The sequence below is a fragment of the Caldivirga maquilingensis IC-167 genome (genome assembly GCF_000018305.1).
In the GTDB taxonomy this organism is placed as follows: Archaea; Thermoproteota; Thermoprotei; order Thermoproteales; family Thermocladiaceae; genus Caldivirga; species Caldivirga maquilingensis.
In genome coordinates this window covers 587831-606904 of sequence record NC_009954.1, presented here as the reverse complement: position 1 = coordinate 606904, position 19074 = coordinate 587831, and the positions used below count along the sequence as shown (strand labels likewise).

Annotated in this window: 23 protein-coding genes; 13 read left to right on the top strand and 10 right to left on the bottom strand. The window is 42.9% G+C overall.

Annotated features, from left to right (window positions below; translation table 11 throughout):
• The first annotated feature begins 48 nt into the window (after positions 1-48).
• Both CMAQ_RS02925 and CMAQ_RS02920 read left to right on the top strand, forming a co-directional pair.
• Positions 49-882 carry a respiratory nitrate reductase subunit gamma gene (locus tag CMAQ_RS02925; RefSeq protein WP_012185636.1) on the top strand — a complete coding sequence of 278 codons (834 nt, stop codon included), beginning with the start codon at positions 49-51 and terminating at the stop codon, positions 880-882.
• Positions 872-2467: a (Fe-S)-binding protein gene (locus CMAQ_RS02920; protein ID WP_012185635.1), complete on the top strand. Its 1596-nt coding sequence runs from the start codon at positions 872-874 to the stop codon at positions 2465-2467. The genes CMAQ_RS02925 and CMAQ_RS02920 overlap by 11 nt, the downstream gene beginning before the upstream one ends.
• A 3-nt stretch (positions 2468-2470) precedes the next feature.
• Here CMAQ_RS02920 and CMAQ_RS02915 read toward each other — a convergent pair whose 3' ends face one another.
• Positions 2471-2959, bottom strand: coding sequence for a hypothetical protein (locus CMAQ_RS02915; protein ID WP_012185634.1), 489 nt, complete (start codon positions 2957-2959; stop codon positions 2471-2473).
• Positions 2960-3261: 302 nt separating this feature from the next.
• Positions 3262-4290: a helix-turn-helix transcriptional regulator gene (locus tag CMAQ_RS02910; RefSeq protein WP_048062636.1), complete on the bottom strand. Its 1029-nt coding sequence runs from the start codon at positions 4288-4290 to the stop codon at positions 3262-3264.
• Positions 4291-4660: 370 nt separating this feature from the next.
• On the opposite strand from CMAQ_RS02910, the gene CMAQ_RS10660 reads away from it, so the two are divergent.
• From CMAQ_RS10660 to CMAQ_RS02905, 3 genes are read left to right on the top strand one after another with little or no spacing between them, the layout of a single operon-like run.
• Entirely contained in the window at positions 4661-4813 is a 153-nt protein-coding gene (locus tag CMAQ_RS10660) for a hypothetical protein (protein ID WP_156769821.1), read from the top strand.
• Entirely contained in the window at positions 4803-5012 is a 210-nt protein-coding gene (locus CMAQ_RS10815) for a hypothetical protein (RefSeq protein WP_232203797.1), read from the top strand. Before CMAQ_RS10660 ends, CMAQ_RS10815 begins: the two co-directional genes overlap by 11 nt.
• Before the next feature lie 36 nt (positions 5013-5048).
• Positions 5049-5690, top strand: coding sequence for an ABC transporter permease (locus tag CMAQ_RS02905; RefSeq protein WP_232203796.1), 642 nt, complete (start codon positions 5049-5051; stop codon positions 5688-5690).
• A gap of 13 nt (positions 5691-5703) precedes the next feature.
• Here the strand turns inward: CMAQ_RS02905 and CMAQ_RS02900 are convergent, their stop codons facing one another.
• Positions 5704-6150, bottom strand: a complete 447-nt coding sequence (locus tag CMAQ_RS02900) for an SRPBCC family protein (RefSeq protein WP_012185632.1) — start codon at positions 6148-6150, stop codon at positions 5704-5706.
• Positions 6151-6231: 81 nt separating this feature from the next.
• Between CMAQ_RS02900 and CMAQ_RS02895 the strand changes: the two genes are divergently transcribed.
• The 7 genes from CMAQ_RS02895 to CMAQ_RS02860 all read left to right on the top strand — a co-directional run bounded on the left by CMAQ_RS02895 (position 6232) and on the right by CMAQ_RS02860 (position 10618).
• On the top strand, positions 6232-6543 hold the full coding sequence (locus CMAQ_RS02895; protein WP_012185631.1) for a hypothetical protein: 312 nt from the start codon (positions 6232-6234) through the stop codon (positions 6541-6543).
• A gap of 207 nt (positions 6544-6750) precedes the next feature.
• Positions 6751-7095, top strand: coding sequence for a 4Fe-4S dicluster domain-containing protein (locus tag CMAQ_RS02890; protein ID WP_012185630.1), 345 nt, complete (start codon positions 6751-6753; stop codon positions 7093-7095).
• 87 nt (positions 7096-7182) lie between these two features.
• Positions 7183-7674, top strand: coding sequence for an aspartate carbamoyltransferase regulatory subunit (pyrI, locus tag CMAQ_RS02885; RefSeq protein ID WP_012185629.1), 492 nt, complete (start codon positions 7183-7185; stop codon positions 7672-7674).
• A complete protein-coding gene (pyrE, locus tag CMAQ_RS02880; RefSeq protein ID WP_012185628.1) occupies positions 7675-8220 on the top strand; it encodes an orotate phosphoribosyltransferase in 546 nt (181 codons plus the stop codon).
• A complete protein-coding gene (locus tag CMAQ_RS02875; RefSeq protein ID WP_012185627.1) occupies positions 8207-9175 on the top strand; it encodes a beta/alpha barrel domain-containing protein in 969 nt (322 codons plus the stop codon). The genes pyrE and CMAQ_RS02875 overlap by 14 nt, the downstream gene beginning before the upstream one ends.
• Positions 9176-9549: 374 nt before the next feature.
• Positions 9550-10278 carry a phosphoribosyltransferase family protein gene (locus CMAQ_RS02865; RefSeq protein WP_012185626.1) on the top strand — a complete coding sequence of 243 codons (729 nt, stop codon included), beginning with the start codon at positions 9550-9552 and terminating at the stop codon, positions 10276-10278.
• 58 nt (positions 10279-10336) lie between these two features.
• Positions 10337-10618, top strand: a complete 282-nt coding sequence (locus CMAQ_RS02860; protein WP_012185625.1) for a hypothetical protein — start codon at positions 10337-10339, stop codon at positions 10616-10618.
• Here the strand turns inward: CMAQ_RS02860 and CMAQ_RS02855 are convergent.
• The gene (locus CMAQ_RS02855; protein ID WP_012185624.1) at positions 10615-11709 is read right to left on the bottom strand and encodes a sugar phosphate nucleotidyltransferase; all 1095 of its coding nucleotides are present in this window, start codon (positions 11707-11709) and stop codon (positions 10615-10617) included. The two genes, CMAQ_RS02860 and CMAQ_RS02855, sit on opposite strands and share 4 nt — an antisense overlap.
• A gap of 157 nt (positions 11710-11866) precedes the next feature.
• Here CMAQ_RS02855 and CMAQ_RS02850 point away from each other — a divergent pair, with 157 nt between their 5' ends.
• Complete coding sequence (locus CMAQ_RS02850) at positions 11867-13066, top strand: tetratricopeptide repeat protein (RefSeq protein ID WP_012185623.1); 1200 nt, start codon at positions 11867-11869, stop codon at positions 13064-13066.
• Here CMAQ_RS02850 and CMAQ_RS02845 read toward each other — a convergent pair.
• The 6 genes from CMAQ_RS02845 to CMAQ_RS02820 form a co-directional block, all read right to left on the bottom strand.
• Positions 13056-13337, bottom strand: coding sequence for a DUF504 domain-containing protein (locus tag CMAQ_RS02845; RefSeq protein ID WP_048062634.1), 282 nt, complete (start codon positions 13335-13337; stop codon positions 13056-13058). The two genes, CMAQ_RS02850 and CMAQ_RS02845, sit on opposite strands and share 11 nt — an antisense overlap.
• Before the next feature lie 51 nt (positions 13338-13388).
• Positions 13389-13877: a protein-tyrosine phosphatase family protein gene (locus CMAQ_RS02840; protein WP_012185621.1), complete on the bottom strand. Its 489-nt coding sequence runs from the start codon at positions 13875-13877 to the stop codon at positions 13389-13391.
• A 218-nt stretch (positions 13878-14095) separates the two neighbouring features.
• Entirely contained in the window at positions 14096-15883 is a 1788-nt protein-coding gene (glmS, locus tag CMAQ_RS02835) for a glutamine--fructose-6-phosphate transaminase (isomerizing) (RefSeq protein WP_012185620.1), read from the bottom strand.
• 108 nt (positions 15884-15991) lie between these two features.
• Positions 15992-17212, bottom strand: coding sequence for an acyl-CoA dehydrogenase family protein (locus CMAQ_RS02830; RefSeq protein ID WP_012185619.1), 1221 nt, complete (start codon positions 17210-17212; stop codon positions 15992-15994).
• 134 nt (positions 17213-17346) lie between these two features.
• A complete protein-coding gene (locus CMAQ_RS02825) occupies positions 17347-18813 on the bottom strand; it encodes a sodium:solute symporter family protein (RefSeq protein ID WP_012185618.1) in 1467 nt (488 codons plus the stop codon).
• Positions 18810-19022 carry a DUF3311 domain-containing protein gene (locus CMAQ_RS02820; RefSeq protein ID WP_012185617.1) on the bottom strand — a complete coding sequence of 71 codons (213 nt, stop codon included), beginning with the start codon at positions 19020-19022 and terminating at the stop codon, positions 18810-18812. The genes CMAQ_RS02825 and CMAQ_RS02820 overlap by 4 nt, the downstream gene beginning before the upstream one ends.
• Positions 19023-19074: the final 52 nt, after the last annotated feature.

The following is a 19074-nucleotide window of genomic DNA, read 5'->3' as shown; positions in this document are numbered from 1 at the left end:
TTAATCTTCGCAGTTGGTATTGCGTATAAGTGGCGTAAATGGTCATCAATGCCCATTCACCTAAGGTGGGAACTCTACCCAGTGCCTCATGAATCACCGAGTAAGGTAAGGTACGGTGGAGGATACTTAGAGGAGGAGCTTTGGTGGTCTAAGGGTAGAGTCACATCAGTGATTGGGGAACTTAAGGAACTGTTTAGTGAAATGCTGTTCATAAAGAGGATTTACAATAATAATAAGAGGCTCTGGGCCCTCACTTACCCATTTCACCTAGGAATATACCTAATACTGGTTTGGTTCCTACTAATACTCCTAGGATCAGTCACTGAGGTATACGCCCACATACCAGTGCCATCAAGTAACGCCTGGTCCATCTTCCTCTACTACATTACGATAATAGTTGGTGGAGCTGGTGCATTATTGGCGGTGACTGGGGGTGTTGGGTTACTGGTTAGGAGGCTTATTAACCCTGTTTTAAGGGATTACACAATTATCTCAGACTACTTCAACCTACTCATAGTACTCTTAGCCTTAGCAACGGGCTTAGCCTCATGGTTCAGTGACCCAAGCTTCAACTACGCTAGGGCGTTTGCATCAAGCCTCCTTAATCCATTCATGAACCCACCACAGTTAAATACAGTGATACTGATCCACGTCATGGTGCTTCAACTACTTGTATCCTACATACCCTTCTCCAAGATAACCCACTTCATTGGTAAGTACTTCACGTATCATAGGGTTCTTTGGGATGATGAACCAAGCTCCAGTGAATTAAGCCGCAGGATTGAGGAATTAATGAGACTTAGGATGCCTTGGAGTGCACTCCACATTAAGTCAAATGGATCATGGGAAGATAACGCAAGGGTGATTAATAATGAGAGATGAGAAGGTGGTTAGGATAAGGGATATAGGTAGGCGTGAGGGTAGGTTAATTAAGATAAGCCTAAGTGACTTAATGCCTCTACCACCACCCTACGATAAGCCTGAACTAGAACCCCCCTTAACTGAACCTAAGCCTGAATGGTCAAGTAGCTACGTAACTGAACTTGATGGGTATGTGGCCATTGATGTACCCTGGAAACCCAGGAGTAGGGAAGAGGAGGAGAGGCTTATTAAAGGGTTCCTGGATGGTTTAAGGAAGCTAACTTCAATGGAAGGTAATTGGACATTCCTGCAACCACTACTCCTCTCACTGGATTACTGCGCAAAGTGCCAGAACTGCGCTGAGGCTTGCCCAATATACGTGGCCAGTGGGAGGAAGGATGCCTATAGGCCAACGTACAGGTCTGAGGTGCTTAGGAGGATTTACGATAAGTATATTCTTAAGAAGCCTGGGGTTAATATTGAGCTTAATGCGCGTACGATTCTTAGGCTGGGTGAGTTAGCCTATAGGTGTACATTATGTAGGAGGTGTGTTCAAGCCTGTCCACTGGGTATTGATAATGGGTTAATAGCCCATGAGATAAGGAAACTGCTAAGCATGGAGATGGGCATTGCACCCACGGCACTCCACGAGAAGGGTACTATGCTTCAGCTTAAGACAGGTTCCTCAACAGGCATGAGTCCGAAGGCTTTCATGAACATGGTTGAGTTCATGGAGGATTTAATAAGTGAGAAGCTTGGTAGAAGAATCAGAATACCTGTTGATGAGAAGGGTGCCGATGTATTGTTAATTCATAATGCTGGTGAGTATATTTCATGGCCTGAGAATCCAGCTGCCTACGCGATAATTCTTGAGGAGGCTGGGGTTAGTTGGACCCTTAGCAGTGAGTTAGTGGGTTATGATGCCGTTAACTACGGTGTATGGTATGATGATGCTCAATTAGCCAGAATAGCCATGAAGCATATTGAGGTTGCCAGGAAGCTTGAGGTTAAGAGAATCGTTATTGGTGAATGTGGACACGCCACTAAGGCCCTTCTTGTGGTTGCTGATAGGTTGCTTAAGGATGATTACAGGATACCCAGGGAGAGCGTACTACCAATGCTTAGGGATATTGTTAAGAGCGGTAAACTCAACCTTGACCCAGGTAGGAATAATTTCCCAGTGACCCTCCATGACCCATGCAACATAGTTAGGTTAGCCGGCATAGTTGAACCCCAGAGGGAGGTGTTGAGGATGATTGCACCCATGTTTAGGGAAATGGAGCCCCACGGCGTCTACAATTACTGCTGCGGTGGTGGCAGTGGCTTCGCCATAATGAATTCACTCAATTTCCCTGAATGGAGGATTAAGGTCGCCTCAAGAATGAAGCTTAAACAAATCCTTGAAGCCTTTAAGGATTCAATTGACCCCAAGGTTCCGAAATACGTATGTGCACCATGCTCCAACTGTAAGGGTGAGTTAAGGGATTTACTAACCCACTATAGGGTCACTGAGCTTTACAATATTCACTACGGTGGTTTAGCTGAATTAGTCGTTAACGCAATGGTTGACTTGAAGGAACCCTACTTGGACTTCACCACTCAGTAGCGCCTACTGCTCATACACCATTACCTTCCTTACCCATGGTTCATTATTAAGGGAATTAAGCAGGTTAACTAATTCCCTACCCCTTAGCTTAAGGGTTAGTTCAGGCATTTGAGAACCATACCTATACACGTAAACTAAGCCACTCCTAACGTAAACTATGATTGACCATACTTGAATAATAGGTATTACCACTGCCTGCCAATCAACCCTAGGCCTACTAAGCCTCACAACGGCTAAGATAATTAATGATACTGCGAATCCACCTATCAGTACGTAGTATGGTTCATACTGGTAGTGTACTACTGCATTCTGATACATTACTATGGCGTAGGCTATTGAACCCACTACAAGCAGTACACTAGCCACTATACCCGGGATGAAGAAGCGCCTATACCACCTATGAACACTCGTTATATCCCTATACGCAATCCCGGACTCCGTGAAGGCAACCAGTACTCTCCTACCGTTAATATCGTAAGTCTCAATTATCATAATATAAAGCCTCTAGAATCTAATTCTAAAGCATTAAATGCTGGGAGTAGTGATCCCTATTAAGTTCTTACACATAACTAAACCCCACTCCAAGCTTAAACTACTTCACTTAAATAACCTTTAAGACTTGAGACCCCTGTCTTTGGTGTTTAGCCTTATTCCATGATTAACATTCCTCTCAATATCTTAATTAATTACGTTAATTACCTTACTTAATACACTAACCTACTCTTTACAGCATCTCCATGAACCATAACCTTAAAGAAATAAGACTCCGAATGCATCAGCATGGAATACCACCGTTAACCTGAGATTAAGGTAACCTTATTTAAACCATTAACCTTATCCACGCGCACAATACCCATGTCCTTAAGCTTCATAACGTGGCGCCAAAGCGTTGTCTTAGGTATATTAGTCAACTGCTGTAGTTGGGACTGGTAAAGTGAACCACCGTACTGCCTAAGCGTACTTATAATTAACCTATCAACCTCATCTAAGTTATGCTGCTCAAAGGCTTCAAGAGCCCTACGCCTACTCAAAAAGACAACCACGGAAACCACCACTATTAGAATAACAGCAATCACTAGGTAAAGTGGGGTAACGTTACTCTTACTGATTGCTGTTACTGATGACTGGCTAATTGACTGCGATGAAACCGTAGTCACCGTGGTGCTTGGACTTGAAGTAACCGTAACCTGGGATGTTGTGGTTGATGTGGAAGTAACCGGGGTTGAGGATACAGTGGCAGTAACAGTGCTACTGCTCACTGTAGTACTTGTAGTACTCACTGTTGTTGAGGAGGTGGCCGTGGCTGTGGTGGTTGTTGCAGTAGAGGTAGTGCTGGTGCTAACCGTGGATGTATTAGTTGCTGTTAATAGGCTCCTTGGCACGTAGGCGTACTGTATAGTGTAGTTGCCGGGTTGAAGAACCACAATGAGTATTGAACCATTAACCACACGGGGAGGATAGATTATGTTAATGGGTAACTTGTATGGTATTATGAAGGGTGGGAAAACTATGGTTATATTCTCCTTAGATTCTACGTTAAATGAGTATAGTAGGGATTCAGCATTAAAAGTGTAATTACCGTAATACACTATTGATACGTAACCACCACCAAACGCAAACACGCTTAAGACATTACCTGGGTATAAGCTAACCGGTATCAGTGAACCAGTTGAATCATTAATGGCCTCAATCGTATCAGGTATGGGTGTTACAGGTAGAGTCACATTAATAATAGTGGTATTCTGCGGAACATAAATAGTGTAGTTAACCAACGGTATTCCACCAGCCTTAAACAATATTATGAGCAATAATGCATCAATCACAAACACGCATACATTAATAACTTTAAAAACTTAACCATGTAGCACATCTCAACACTCGAAATACCTTAACTAAGAGGTGGGTTAGGGTTCCGTCCTATGTCCCCATGAATCTTGAATCCCATCTAAACAGCCGTGGGGAGATAGGGGTAATTAGGCTAAAGACCCAAATTGTAGCCACCGTCAATGAGTGAACCTGCATAGGTATCGCATAGTATTGACTAAGGCTGCAGGATAGTTATTATATAGTTATTAACGGAATTACCACGGTCCCTATTCATGATAGTTCTCATTAACTCAAGTTTTTAGATTAATATAATATGGATACATTATTGATTGAATATTTCCCGCTTATGTTGGTAATTAGAATCTTATGGCTTTTTACGTTAATGCGCTTTCAAATGATGATTGGCCTGTGGCAATGGGTGTATTATTATTCATTGTTTTAGCCATAGTAATAGGTATGGTTATCGCTGACTTAACGTACTCACTAATAGACCCAAGGGTGAGGACTAGTGAGAGCTGAGGTAACGACGGCAAGTAGTCTTCAAGCATTAATTAAATCTGTTAAAACTGTTCTAAGTAATAATGCCGCTAGATTCGGCGTAGCTGTGATGGTATTCTACATTATATTGGCTGTAGTTGGCCCTATACTCCTGCCCTATAATTATAGAACAAATCCAGCCATGGCGCTTAAGCCACCTAGGCTTTGGCCACCCATATAATGGTTCGGCACAGATAACATTGGTGAACCAGTACTAGTGGATATAGCCAACGGTGCACCCTTCATATTAGAGATTAGTTTTCCGGCAGGACTATATACGACTGTAATAGGATTAGTGGTGGGTTTAGTTTCAGGGTACTTTGGTGGTATTGTTGATACAATCATAATGTTGTTCAATGATGCATTATTAACGATACCAAGCCTACTCATAACGGTCATAATAGCTGTAATGATTCATACGGCTAATCCACTTGTGTTGGCTGGTGTATTGAGTATAACTGGGTGGACTGGGTTAGCTAGGTCCGTTAGGTCGCAGGTATTGTCATCTAAGGAATATCCTTACGTTGAGGTTTCCAGGGTCCTTGGCCTTGGGTGGGGTTATATTTTGTTTAGGGAGATTTTACCAACAATAATGCCCTATATTTGGATTAACCTAATATTGAACATGGAGGGTTCACTGTATGCTGCTGTTGGCCTATACTACCTGGGTCTTCTACCATTTAACCCAACTAATTGGGGATACATGATAAATAATGCATTATCGCTTGGTGCAGCGTATGGCTCGTCGGCAATATGGTACTTCCTTTTCCCAACATTATTCGTCACTTTATTCATGGTTAGTCTCATAGAACTAGCTTACGGTATAGATGAGGCAATAAACCCAAGGCTAAGGAGATGACTTAATTCATGCCCTAACATTGACCGGTTTTAGCAAGTTTAACTAGGTTTGTGAGGAATTCATTAAGTTTACCATCAATGTAATTCCTAATTAACCTCTCACCAACAGCTGCAAGTAAACCACTTAGATTAACATCAGCATCATAGGATACCCCTGTTTGACTTATAGTGGCTGTTATTGAGGCATTCATAACTGCACCAGGTCCCTTAGAGTTCAAGGTCATGGCGACTTTCCCAGAGGCCTTATCAATACTCTCTATCTTAACCCTAGAGTTAAATGTTCCACTAACTGGACCCATGCGTACCATTATCTTGAACTCAAACTCCTGGGGCCCAATCTGCTTAATGTCACTGGTATCTGGTACGCATTTAACTAAGGCTATTGTATTATTTTCAATTAACTGCCACAGGTTCTCAACATTGACACCAACACCCCAGGGCTTTTGACCACTAAGCTTCATAGTTCACTGGATAAGTGCGGTGTTAAAAATCCTTCTCGCTTAAGTAGACGTATGTTTTATAAATAAGCCAGGTGAGACTTAATGGTGGCTGAGGACGAGGAACATCCAGAGAGAGACGAGGAGGAAGAGGAGGGGGGAGAGGAGGAATTAGATGTTAAGGAGGTTGCTAGGAAGGCTCCTGATTGGAGTGTGGGCGTTATAATATATAATAATGCAGCATACCCAATAGCCAGATCCAAGTACGCTGAGGGGGAGTTCTACTTCTCAACAAGCTGGAGGGCTGTTAAGAAGGGGATTAGGGGGGAGTTGGTTATTCTTAAGGATGGGTCAACGCACAAGTATAGGGTTAAGAGACGTGGAGACAAGTATATTCAAGTAGTGTTACTGCAATAGCAGTGGTGCTTAAGTAATCAGGGTGGCGGTGGCTTAACTCAGTTAGTGTGGTTTATTATTTTGAAAATATTTAACCCATTATATAGCTAATTGATATTGCGTTTGTCAACTAAATATAAATCAACCGTGGACTTCAATGAGTTAAACCACTTAGGAGTCTATAAGCTAAACGTTATTTACGCGTAGATAGCCCCCAGAGTGATAAGTATGTCCACAGTAACAGGACCTGAACTAGCCAAGTACCAGAGGGTTGTGGTTGATATGGATACCTGTATAGGCTGTGGTGCATGCATCTCGGTTTGCCCGTACAATGCCCTTGAATTGAATGAGAATGGTAAGGCGAGGTTAATATGGGACTTCTGTAAGGATGACTTCGAGTGCATTCCAGTTTGCCCAGTGAACTGCATATGGAAGAGCAGTGAGGCTCCAGCTGAGTCTAAGGCTAAGAATGAGTGGTATAGGTTAACTAGGCAGTTGACACCGGAGGAGCAGAAGATATTTGAGGAGTGGAAGCAGAAGTACGGCATTACTGGTAACCCAATCTCAGCATAATTAACCGCAGTGGTTGATTTAAATTAAATTAAAACATGTTTAAATGCCTTTAAACGAAAAATTAATTAGCACCCACACCACTGAGTAATGATGTCCAGTAAGGTTCAGGAGAGGGACTTAATAGTTAGTAAGATTAAGGATGGTATAGTTATTGATCATATACCGGCTGGTAGAGCCTTAATAGTTCTTAGAGTGCTTAAACTAAAGGGTGGGGAGGGAAGGGTTGCCTTAGTTATGAATGCGGATAGCCGTAGATTAGGGAGGAAGGACATAGTGAAGATTGAGGGTAAGGAGCTTAGTAATGATGAATTAAACCTAGTATCCCTAATAGCCCCAACGGCCACAATAAACATAATTAGGGATTACTCAGTTATTAAGAAGTTTCAAGTTAAGCTCCCTGAAACCGTTAAGGGTGTTGTCAAGTGCAGGAACCCTAAGTGCATAACTAACCAGCCTAGGGAGGATGCTGTACCAACCTTCAGGGTGCTTCACCTGGATCAACCCATTCTCCAATGCCAATACTGTGGAACATACTTAACGATTGATGATATTAATGCTCAATTAACTGGTGAACGATGAATGAGCATTGAGCTGGCTAGGTTATTGGTTAAGTACGGTGTGGTTAAGTTCGGTGACTTCACACTATCAAGTGGTGTTAAGAGTAAGTACTACGTTGACATGAGGATGGCTATATCAATACCAGAGGTCTATAAGCCCATAATTGAGGAGTTAGCCTTAAGGATTGGAGGCGGGATTGATTTAATTGCTGGGATTGAGAGTGGTAGCATACCCTGGGCATCAATGCTAGCCTATAGGTTAAGTAAGGGTACATTATACGTTAGGAAGGCTGATAAGAGTCACGGCACCAGGAGGAGGATTGAGGGTTACTATAAGGGTGGTGAAGGGGTACTTCTTATTGATGATGTAGTAACCACCGGTGGCACAATACTTGACTCAATAAGGGTTCTTGAGGAAAATGGATTAAGGGTCATTGAGGTTGCTGTCATTGTTGATAGGCTTGAGGGAGGACTTGACGCAATTAGGAGAAGTGGGTATAGGGCTTGGTCACTATTAACGGTTAAGGATCTATTTAACGCCATGGGAATCAGTAATGCAACCCAGTAAACTACTAGGCTACTTACCACCTGACTTAACCCACGATGTTACCCACCTCATACTCAGGACTTACCCAGTTAAGGTGTTAATAGGTACTTTAACTAGGTTAACGGGTGCATTACCGTATAGGTTGAGGTTGCTTAACAGGGTTATTGATTCACCAATAGGTATTGGGGCAGGCATAGATAAGGATGGCTTACTAATCAGCCTTATGAGTAGGTTACCCATTGGATTCCACATAGTGGGTTCCGTAACATTGAAGCCGAGGCGAGGCAACCCTAAGCCAAGGATGAGGAGGTACCCTGGGTTAGACGCCATGGTTAATGCAATGGGATTACCCTCAAGGGGAGTGGACTTCCTTAAGGGTATTTTAAACAATGAATGCGTCAGGTGGCCGAGGAGTAAACTACTTGGTGTTAGTGTGGCAGGCTTCAGTGAGACTGAGTTTAAACTACTACTGGACTCATTGACACCATACATGGATTGCGTGGATTTCATTGAAATTAACGTAAGCAGCCCAACCTACGGTGGATCATGGACAGAGCCTCATAGGCTTAATGAATTACTTAATTCACTTAAGGGTTACGATAAACTAGTAATTAAACTACCCTTATTGAGTAGTATTAATGATGAGGTTAAGCTCATTAAATTAATCATTAACCATAACCCATTTGGCCTAACCATAGCAAACACCCTCAGTATAAAGGCTGACTTACCCATGGGTTACGGAGGCTTAAGCGGTAAACCATTACTAGGAATCGTAATTAATCTAATTAAATTAACACGAAGAATAGGCTACGGAGGCTTAATAATTGGCCTAGGTGGATTCATGAGGGGTATTGATATTATTAAAGGCATTAAAGCTGAAGCTGACTTAATAGGTTTAGTGACAGGCTTCGCAATGGAGGGCCCATTAGTTGTGTATAGAATAATTAATGAATTAAGGCGACTCCAGCCTGGATAGTAAAAAGGGAATTAAGGGCAATCCCCATCCTAAACACTGATGCGCATATTAATACGCATATTAATACATAAGTTACAACACTAAAGCAGTAACCTTAAACCACTTACTGTAATCCTGATTGTTGACCCGTAAGCGAACTAACGTATACATGAATTATTAATCCTGCATCCTCAGGTCTAATTCTTAGAATCAGAATGTAGATGCAGAAAGATACATTATCTGGTGCCCCGGCCGGGATTTGAACCCGGGTCACGGGCTCGAAAGGCCCACCTCAGCCGGCGCCGATCACCAATATTAGGTGTTTGTTTTGGTTTTTAAACATTTCAGTCCATTAAATCAGTTAGGTTTAATAATCCCTTTACTCAACTGATTTAATGATGAGGAGGAGGGAGAAGGTTGGTCTACAATTGGATGCCGTGTTCTACATTAATGCAGTTAAGAGGGTTTACTCACTATCCTTTAAGCAACTATCAAGCATGCTCAATATACCTGAATCCACACTATGCCGTTACGCTAACATGGAGGTTTTACCCTCAGCTAAGGTTGCGGAGAGTATTGTTAAGGTTCTTAAACCCATGGCTGATATTAGGAGTGTTGTCTCTAAGTTGATTAAGGTTAATGGTAATTACATTGACTTAAGTTCCATAGTCCTTGAACCAATGGTGCTTAGGCTTTACGAGAAGCATGTTCTCGAGACCTTCTCTGGGTTAAGGGTTACTAAGGTACTTACCGCAGCTGTGGATGGTATACCATTAGCCATGGCGGCGTCATACGCCTTAAACGCTGAATTAACAATAGCTAAGCAGTACATGGATGCCGGTTTTGAGCAGTACTATGAGGCTACTTACATGGTTGACTCACCGCCCAGGAAGGTTAACTTATACATACCTAAGCCATTACTAACTAAGGATGACTCAGTAATACTCATTGATGATATTGTTAGATCAGGGAGAACAATGGATGCATTACTAAGCATAATAAGGCAATCAGGGGCAAGCATAGTGGGAGTATCTATACTTGTGGCTGCCAGTAAGGATGTTGCAAAGGCTATTAGGAGTAAGGTAAGTGGAGTAGTGTTAGACGTAATATACACTATTGAGTAGCCTAAACTGTTTCCCGTACGTATGCAATACTTATAAACTAAGACTAAGACTCAGATATATGAGTATAAGCGTTGCAGTGGTGATGAATGAGGCTTTTAAGCTCTTCGTATATGCCTACAATGGTTTAGTTAACCTGCTTCAGTATATTCTTCAGGAAACAATCTTTAAAGCTAACCCAGCCTTAGCTAACACTTACGGTAATGCCATAGCCCTGTTAATATCATTAACCGCACTATACCTACTACTAGTATTCATAGCGGCCTTCAAGAAGATTCTGGGGGTTTTAATTGCAATAGGTTGGGTTCTATTAATAATAGCTATAATACTTAATGTTCATTAAAGAAGTATCTTACCAATCTCATATATGCTCTGGTTAACCTCCCTGAAGGGCCCAATTATTGAATCCCTATTTATTAAAACATGGTCACCAATGTAGCTTCCATCACCAACCACAACACCCTTCTCAATCCTAGCCCACTTACCCACGAATACATCAGACCCCAATACTGTTAAGTCAACGTATGCACCATTCTCAATAGTTGTGTTATCCATTATGACTGAGTACTTAACCCTACTGTGGGCGCCGATCCTTGAATTATTCAACACAACCACATAAGGCCCCACCTCAGCCCCAGGCTCTATTGTAACGTTCTCCCCTATGAAAGCGGGAGGCTTAATTAAAGCTTCATTATTAGGCGCTGGGCAATCCCTACAGTACTCATCAAGGGCCCTGAAGTTAGCGTCTAAGTATGATGTGATCGTTCCTATATCATACCAATACCCCTTTAGTATGTAGCCGTATACCTTATGATCCTTAATCATTTTAGGCAATATGTCAATAGCCAACTTACCGAATGTACCAGGCTTAGGGAAGTACTTGAGCGCATCCTTACTGAATATGTATACGCCTGCGTTAATAAGGTTTGATGGTGCCTTACCCGGCTCAGGCTTCTCAACGAAGCCCGTTACTAGATTATCTCTACCAAGCGTGACCACACCGTACTGTGACACATCATTGACCTGGGTTAAGCATATTGTGGCTAAAGCCCCCTTACTAACATGCTCATTAATTGCATCCTCCAGGTCAATCTTAGTGAATATATCACCGTTAAAGACCACCACTATATCATCCAACTCCCGCATACTGGCTATGTATGAGACGGGGCCACCGTCACCAAGGGGCTTATCCTCCTTAATTATGTTAACGATATCTCTTAATGAAGCCCACCTATGGTTAACGTGCTTCTCAATAAGCTCACTCATGTACCTGACTGATAGGAAGACATCACTAGGCTTAACTTTAGTGACTGATTCAAGGATCCAATCTATGACAGCCTTATTAAGTATTGGGAGCAGGGGCTTAGGCTTAGTGAATGTAAGGGGCCTAAGCCTTGTGGCGTATCCCCCTGCCAGTATAATTACATCAACCATATATTACTAGGTAGGAATCCAATTAATAAACATTTAACACTACAAAGCATTAAGACTCATTAAACTAAGTTAAATACCACGCATGGGAATCAATCAACTTCAATACTTGAATTAAGGGCATTTGGTTTAAAAATTAGGCTTCACTAAGATTAATGAAATGAGTCTGGCTGAGGAATGCCTATGGAACTTAGACTGCATTAAGACTAGGGTTATTAAGGAGATTAGGGAACTACCTAGGAGTAAGGGGGCATTACTTAGGCACATTAATGAACTCCCAGATGGCCTCCTTGAGGAGACTGGTAGAGAGTTAAAGGAGAGTGATGTGGAATTACTGCTCAGCATTGAGTTAAGTGATAAGGCAGTGTCCCTAATCAGTGGTGTTGACCCAGGTAATATAAGTAGCATTAACTTATTAATTAAATTAACTGAGACACTAATGGAGAGGGGTAGGTTTAGTAAGGCCATGGAGCTGCTTAAAGGTAGAGTAAATAATGCGGTTGGGGAGAATTCACTTAGGTTAAGGGTGCTTATGGAATTGTGTCAAGGATTCATGAACCTTGAATCCTCCAGTGTTGAGCATAGTAGAGGTAATCATGATGCTGAGTTTAGGTTAATTAATGAAGCCATGAGCCACTTCTCAGAGGCGTATAGGCATTACGAGGACTTGGGGGAACTGAATAATGCCCTTGAGGTTAGGTTAACGGGCCTAATTGAATTAGCTAAGTATTACTTAACCCACGGTGACTTAGATAACGCTAGGTCAACATACCTTCAATGCTCCTCAGCGGCTAGGTGGAGTGAGGGGCATTTGATTGAAGCCACTAGGTGCAGCGCCATGGCTAGGTTGATAGACGCCATTGAGGACAGTAACCCAGTTTACTACGAGGAGGCTGGTGACATGCTGCTTAATATAACCCAGGAGGAGCCTGAGGTGGCTGAGGAGGCTAAGGCAGCCTACGGTTCGGCACTTCAATTAACCAGTAGTGATGAGGATAAGGGGAGATTATTCATGAAGTATTTAACAGCAACAATAATTCACATTGACTGGCTAGTAAGCCAGAGGTACGGTGGCTTTGAGGGCTTAATAAACGCGATTAAGAGCCTAGGGTTAAGGGGGGTGGTTAATGAGTTAAGTATCAATGAGGGGCAGATTAGGCTTTACCTGGAGACTAAGGCCTTGGCGAAGGTGGGTGGGTTTAATGGCGTTAAAGTTGCCGTAGCCTTAACCCTAATGGGGCTCACCCTATCCTCAAGCACCAGTGAGTTAATGAGGAAACTGAGGGAGGCTGGTGTTGAGGTAAGTGAGGGTATGCTTAATGAGGCTAAGAATGTTCTGGGTAATTGGCTTAACTATTAAACTTCATACCCTTCCTATAAACCACAGCCCCATTACTCCTCCTTACCAGTAGAATCCTGTGATACGGTATGAAGGATTCAACTCCATTAATCCCTATCACTATACCATCCTTACTAGCCTTAACTAAACCCTCCAGTGGCAACACCTTAACGTCACCTGGTTCACCCCTTGATAATATAACCACCTCATATTCATTCCTTACGTTAGTCCAAATTATCCTATTGAAAATATCCCTAAGCCTATTCCTACCCACTACCCTTAGTATCCTCATGAATTTAAAAAACATACGCAACAGTAATCCCTAAGGATCATTATACCTGTATTAAAGTACAAGGCTCCTCCTGCTTATGAGCTTCTCAAGCTCCTCTAACGCTAATGCTTGAGTAAAGCTGAGGGATACCTTATCATTCACGTTTGATACAAATCTATAGGCCTCCTTTAAACTATAACCCTTATACATTAGGTAACCAATTATTACCGTGGGGGAACGACCAACACCAGCATTGCAGTGGACCAGAACAGGCTCATTTTCATGAATCCTTTCATCAATCCACCTTAGTATGGCCATGAACTCATCAAGGGGTGGTGATTCACCATCCTTAGTGGGTGAGTAAAGTAGCCTAATGTTGAATCTTCTTAAGGCATCAACATAATTATTGAAAGGGAAGCCTATTTCATTGAACTCAAACTCCTCAATCAGTGATACAACAGCCTTAATACCCATTCTACCCCACGCCTCAATATCCTTAACACCCCTTGGAGCACAGGAACCAGCTAACTTACCCTTAATAACCCAGTAAGGGCAGTTCATGAATTATAGGTGGTTACAACCTATACTTAAAACCTTGCCTTTTAAACCAAAGAGTATTAAAGTTATTTAAATATTGCTTCACCTTATTAGTCGAAACTCAACTACATGGGTCCTCATCCTTTACCCACCTGATGTGGTGATGAAGGTTAAGGAGTAGGTAAGGATGCAATGAGTCTAAATGGGGGTAATCTATGGTATTGATGCACTTTACCTTAGCATCAAGTCGTCACTACTTTACTTAAGTTATGTGGATTATCAACGTCAATTCCTCTAGCAACCCCGATTTCGTAGGCTAGTAATTGAATCACTGCGGGATACACTAAGGGTATTATTAGCCTATTACCCATACGCTCCAGGTAAATGACTTGATCCCCAGTAACCTCCTTACCCTCCTGCGTGATAACTACTGTGTATCCTCCACGGGACCATACCTCTGAAATAACGTTAATTATTTCATCATCAACATCATTACCGGGCATTATGGCTATTGTGGGGAATTCCTTGGATATTAGGGTTATTGGGCCATGTTTAAACTCCCTGAAGCTGAAGGCCTCTGAGTGAACCTGGGCTGCCTCCTTAAGCTTCAATGCAGCCTCCATGGCTAATGGTAAACCAATTGGCCCGCCTGATATTATGTACGCATTATTGTAGTTTGACACCAGTTTAGCAATGCGCCTAACATCATCCCTCACCTTGTTTATTTGATTATTAAGCATGATTATTGCCTTATTAATTAGGCTCCTAGCATCATTAACATTCCCCTTAACTGCGTAGGCTAATTGCAGCATTATGGCTATTGAAGCCACGAAGGATTTCGTCGCAGGTACAGCTAACTCTGGTCCAGCACCCATTGGTAGGTATACGTTAGATTCCCTCATTAAGGCTGAGCCGAGTCTATTAACAATACTAAGCACTATGGCACCCTTCCTCTTAGCCCACCTAATAGTCCTAATTATGTCTGTTGATTCACCTGATTGACTAATAGCTATTATTAATGTGCCTGGTTCAACATATCTAACACCCAGGTAGGGGAATTCACCGGCTGGTATCGCATCAGCCTTAACCCCACCTAACTCCTCTAAGTAATACTTACCGATTAGTGAGGCGTAGTAGGAGGTTCCTGAACCAGTGAATATTATGTTCTTAGCCTTAGCCACTATTGAGGCTGCATCATCAAGGTATTCCCTCTGAAGCACGTTAACAGCCCTAGCCAATACCTCAGGTTCCTCGTAAATTTCCTTAATCATGTAGTGTTGAAAAGACCCCTTAACCACCTCCACCGTTGTCTGTGATGCTAATTGGGGTGATGGCTCAACCTTACTCATTGATGATGCATCATAGAACTCCACACCATCCTTACTCATCACCACCATTTGATTAGGCTCCATGAAGTAAACTAACCTTAACTTAACCGGTATCGCCTGCTCCTCAGAGGATACAAAGTACTCCCGGTCACTGACACCTATAACCAGTGGGTTACCCATGCTTAGTGCGTAAATCCTCTCCTCATCCTTATTGAGGACGGCAATGGTGTAGTAGCCCTTAACCTGCCTTGTTACTGAGGATAATGCCTCCCTCATTGACTTACCATCCTTCAACTCATCCTCAATAATGTGGGCTAATGCCTCAGCATCAGTCCTAGACACCAACTTATGCCTCCTACTAAGCCTCCTCCTAATTTCATCATAATCCGAGACCACCCCATCCATAACTAATGCAACACCACCAGTGCAGTCTTGGACAGGGTGAGTGTTTTCGTAAACGGGCCTACCGTGTGTAGCTGACCTAACGTGTCCAATACCCACGTAGCCTGGTAAGTCATCTAAGTTAAGCTTACTGTGTACGTCGGTTACCTTACCGGCATCCTTCTTAATGTGAATAACACTATTATACACAGTGGCTATGCCTGCTCCATCAATACCCCTATGCATTAGTCTTTCAAGGCCAATCCTAATCACAGGGGCAACTGGCCTAATATTGGATACGAGACCGAATATTCCACCCATTTTAAGTCTAGCTCCTTAGGTAACTAATAAATGTTAGGCTAAATATGTTAACTGCTTAATTAAATTGAATATATAGATGTATGAATTTAATGTTGTAAATAATTAAAATCAAGTAACCTCCCTGCCTATTAGGTTCCTAGCCACTATAAGCCTCATAATATTACCAGTACCCTCGGCGCCAACGTAGTAGCTTAATGCACCAAGGAGTGCCCTGGCAATGTTAGATTCCTTGAAGTAACTGGCCCCACCGAACCATCTCATTGCCTCTAGGGCAGTTTCAACGGCTAATTCAACCGCAGTCATCTTAGCCATGGCGTTAAAGGTGGCTACGGTAAGTATGTCGACTGAGGAGTCATTGAGTATGAAGTATCTGTCGGTTAACCAAGCGGCCTTATAGGTAAGTAACCTAGCCTGCTCAAGCCTAGTGGCTAATTCAGCGTACTTGAAGCTTATTGACTGGTATGAGGCTATTGGCTTATTGAAAACAACCCTGGACTTAATCCAATCCCTTGATTGATCAAGAAGCCACCTAGTGACCCCAATTGATGCTGCTGCTATGAGTACCCTGGCAATGTCGAAACCCTCCATCAGTATCTTGAAACCAGCATTAACCTCACCGAGGGTGTAGGATTCCTTAACTGTTAACCCATTGAACCTAATGTAATTAGTGGCAAGTCCCCTTCTCCCAATATCCTCATAACTACCGTAATCGAAGCCGTTAAGCACTACACCATCCTTCTTCACTAAGGCTAGCAGGGTGGTTAAACCCCTATGCCTAGTCTCAGGGGGAGCAGTCCTAGCTATTGTGACGAAGCCCCCGTAATCCATGTCGTTGATTATTAATGAGACCCCGGTGACAATGTTCTTCTCACCGTAGAGGCTCCATGAATCATCACTCCTCCTGGCCTCAAGCCTAGTGGAGGCCACATCACTACCACCCTGGGGTTCAGTGGAGGCTATCCCAATGAAGCCGACACCCTTAACCACCCTGGGTAAAGCCTCCTCCTTAACCTCCTCCCTCCCATACCTTTGAACAATGAAGGGCCAGGCGGTGTTAAGTAGGTAGAAGACTGGGGTTGCTAAGGAGGGGTCTGCGTAGGCTAATTCCTCAGTGGCTATGGCACTCATGGTGAATGAGCCATCTTGCCCACCGTACCTTGAATTAAAGGGCACACCCAGTAGGCCTGACTCACTCATTCTCTTAACAATGTTGATTAAGGGGTATTTCCCATCATCCACGAGAACCCAATTTGGTTTAACATACCTCTCAGCAAACTCAACCACACTCCTCCTGAATAACTCCTCCTCCTGACTGAGGTTAAAGTCCACTTCACTAAGTCGCCTCAGGGAGATTTAAAGGTAAGCTGCTCCTTAAGTTAAGCACCATGGATGCGAATACAAAACCCACTTAAGAATCAGGGATAAATAATGGTGTGTTTTAAAAGAGGGGAGATGATGATGGATTAAAGCAACTCCTGTGGATTAAGCCTACTACTTACCTTAACTTTAAGCGCCTTAACAATTGCGTAAACCACAAGCATTACGATTAAGTTCACTATTAAGCCCAGTAGGCCAACGTAGATGTCGTAGAACCAGGGTAGTAGTGAGGAGGAGAAACCCACGGTCACTAGGCCATAGGTCACTAAACCAGTGCCCACAGCCCACCCGGCAGCCACACTATACTTATCCAAGTCGTACCAATACATTGATAGTATTATGGCTGGGAGGGTTTGAAGAAGCCATGCGTAGGAGAAGGTTAATAGGTAGAATATTAGGCCACTGGCTGCTGGAACTAGGGCGAATATTAAGGATGCTATAACCATTATGAAGACGGCCACCCTACCCCATAGGACCTGCTGCCTCTCCGTGGCTTTCCTGTTTATGAAGTCTAAGTAAATGTTCCTGGTTATTAAATTGGCTGCACCCAGGCTTTGCAACCCAGCCGGAACCATACTCCCTATCACAATACCTGCAAAGGCCACTGCCACGAAGGTGCTTGGGAAGTAGGCGTTTAGGACTGAGGGGAAGGCTAAGCTTGAGACCCCACTTGGGACTAGGTTCTTGGCTAAGGCTACTAAACCCATTAATGCCAGTAATATTAACCAAACTTGGTAAAGCGGCAGGAAGACTGAGTTCTTCCTGATAACGTCCTCACTCTTGGAGCCTAATATCCCAACTAGGAGGTTGGGGAAGAGTAACCATGATATACCACTACCGAGGGCTAAGGTAATGTACCCAATCATCAGCTTACTGGGTATTAGGTAATGGGATGGACCGAGTTGAGTGAATATTGGACCGAAGCCATTGAAGCGTATGCCTAATGCAATAACCACAGTAAGTATTACACCCCATAGTATAGCATCCTTAATCAGTGAACTCAAGGCAGGTCCCCTTAACCCACTTACAGCTACGAATAAGGCCACTATTATGTAAGCTATTATGAAACTTGGAATAACTGGGAAACCCATGGCATCTAACACATACCTAATACCAACTATCTGTAAGGCAATGTAAGGGAGCATGGCTATTATACCGGTTAAGGATATTAATAATGATAATACACCACTATTAAACCTATCCCTAACGTAATCACCAGCCGTAATGTAACCACGGCGTTTAGCTACCCTGTAGAACTTTGTTGCAACAATGTATAGGAATGGGTAGGATATTGAACCGTAAACAACGGCATAGAGAATGAAACCACCCAGTGAGTAGGCTGCACCGGGTATTGATATTAATGAGTAGGCCGTATATATGTCAGCACCCATTAGGAACCATACTATGAATGCCCCAAACCTCATACCGCCTAGACTCCATTCAGCTATCCTAGTGAAGTCAGGCGCCCTCCACTTACTACCAAGGAATCCAGCCACCACTGCTAATCCAATAAGGGTGAAGAATACTGCGTAATCAATGGCTGCGAAAATCATGATTCACCACCCTTATCTATTATGCGGTAAACTATGTAGGTTATGATGGGTTGTATGAAAACCCAGGCAAAAAGGTACCACCATAGGAACGGCCAACCACCCAACTCGGGGGATGACCTATTGTAAAGTGGTGCAAGGAACGCTATGAAGATCCACGGCACTATTATTAGTAGTATTACTTTTATTAGATTCTTTGAATTCATAGCCATATTATGTCATACTCCTCCACACTTTAAAGCATTACCTAGCAATACTTAAATT

Coding starts and splice junctions, on each gene's coding strand:
- CMAQ_RS10660 (WP_156769821.1), top strand. CDS start 4,661: ATGGCTTTTTACGTTAATGCGCTTTCAAATGATGATTGGCCTGTGGCA.
- CMAQ_RS02865 (WP_012185626.1), top strand. CDS start 9,550: ATGATGAGGAGGAGGGAGAAGGTTGGTCTACAATTGGATGCCGTGTTC.
- CMAQ_RS02845 (WP_048062634.1), bottom strand. CDS start 13,337: ATGAGGATACTAAGGGTAGTGGGTAGGAATAGGCTTAGGGATATTTTC.
- CMAQ_RS02875 (WP_012185627.1), top strand. CDS start 8,207: ATGCAACCCAGTAAACTACTAGGCTACTTACCACCTGACTTAACCCAC.
- CMAQ_RS02925 (WP_012185636.1), top strand. CDS start 49: ATGCCCATTCACCTAAGGTGGGAACTCTACCCAGTGCCTCATGAATCA.
- pyrI (WP_012185629.1), top strand. CDS start 7,183: ATGATGTCCAGTAAGGTTCAGGAGAGGGACTTAATAGTTAGTAAGATT.
- CMAQ_RS02840 (WP_012185621.1), bottom strand. CDS start 13,877: ATGAACTGCCCTTACTGGGTTATTAAGGGTAAGTTAGCTGGTTCCTGT.
- CMAQ_RS02855 (WP_012185624.1), bottom strand. CDS start 11,709: ATGGTTGATGTAATTATACTGGCAGGGGGATACGCCACAAGGCTTAGG.
- CMAQ_RS02825 (WP_012185618.1), bottom strand. CDS start 18,813: ATGATTTTCGCAGCCATTGATTACGCAGTATTCTTCACCCTTATTGGA.
- pyrE (WP_012185628.1), top strand. CDS start 7,675: ATGAGCATTGAGCTGGCTAGGTTATTGGTTAAGTACGGTGTGGTTAAG.
- CMAQ_RS02915 (WP_012185634.1), bottom strand. CDS start 2,959: ATGATAATTGAGACTTACGATATTAACGGTAGGAGAGTACTGGTTGCC.
- CMAQ_RS02895 (WP_012185631.1), top strand. CDS start 6,232: ATGGTGGCTGAGGACGAGGAACATCCAGAGAGAGACGAGGAGGAAGAG.
- CMAQ_RS02920 (WP_012185635.1), top strand. CDS start 872: ATGAGAGATGAGAAGGTGGTTAGGATAAGGGATATAGGTAGGCGTGAG.
- CMAQ_RS02890 (WP_012185630.1), top strand. CDS start 6,751: ATGTCCACAGTAACAGGACCTGAACTAGCCAAGTACCAGAGGGTTGTG.
- CMAQ_RS02820 (WP_012185617.1), bottom strand. CDS start 19,022: ATGGCTATGAATTCAAAGAATCTAATAAAAGTAATACTACTAATAATA.
- glmS (WP_012185620.1), bottom strand. CDS start 15,883: ATGGGTGGAATATTCGGTCTCGTATCCAATATTAGGCCAGTTGCCCCT.
- CMAQ_RS02900 (WP_012185632.1), bottom strand. CDS start 6,150: ATGAAGCTTAGTGGTCAAAAGCCCTGGGGTGTTGGTGTCAATGTTGAG.
- CMAQ_RS02860 (WP_012185625.1), top strand. CDS start 10,337: ATGAGTATAAGCGTTGCAGTGGTGATGAATGAGGCTTTTAAGCTCTTC.
- CMAQ_RS02850 (WP_012185623.1), top strand. CDS start 11,867: ATGAGTCTGGCTGAGGAATGCCTATGGAACTTAGACTGCATTAAGACT.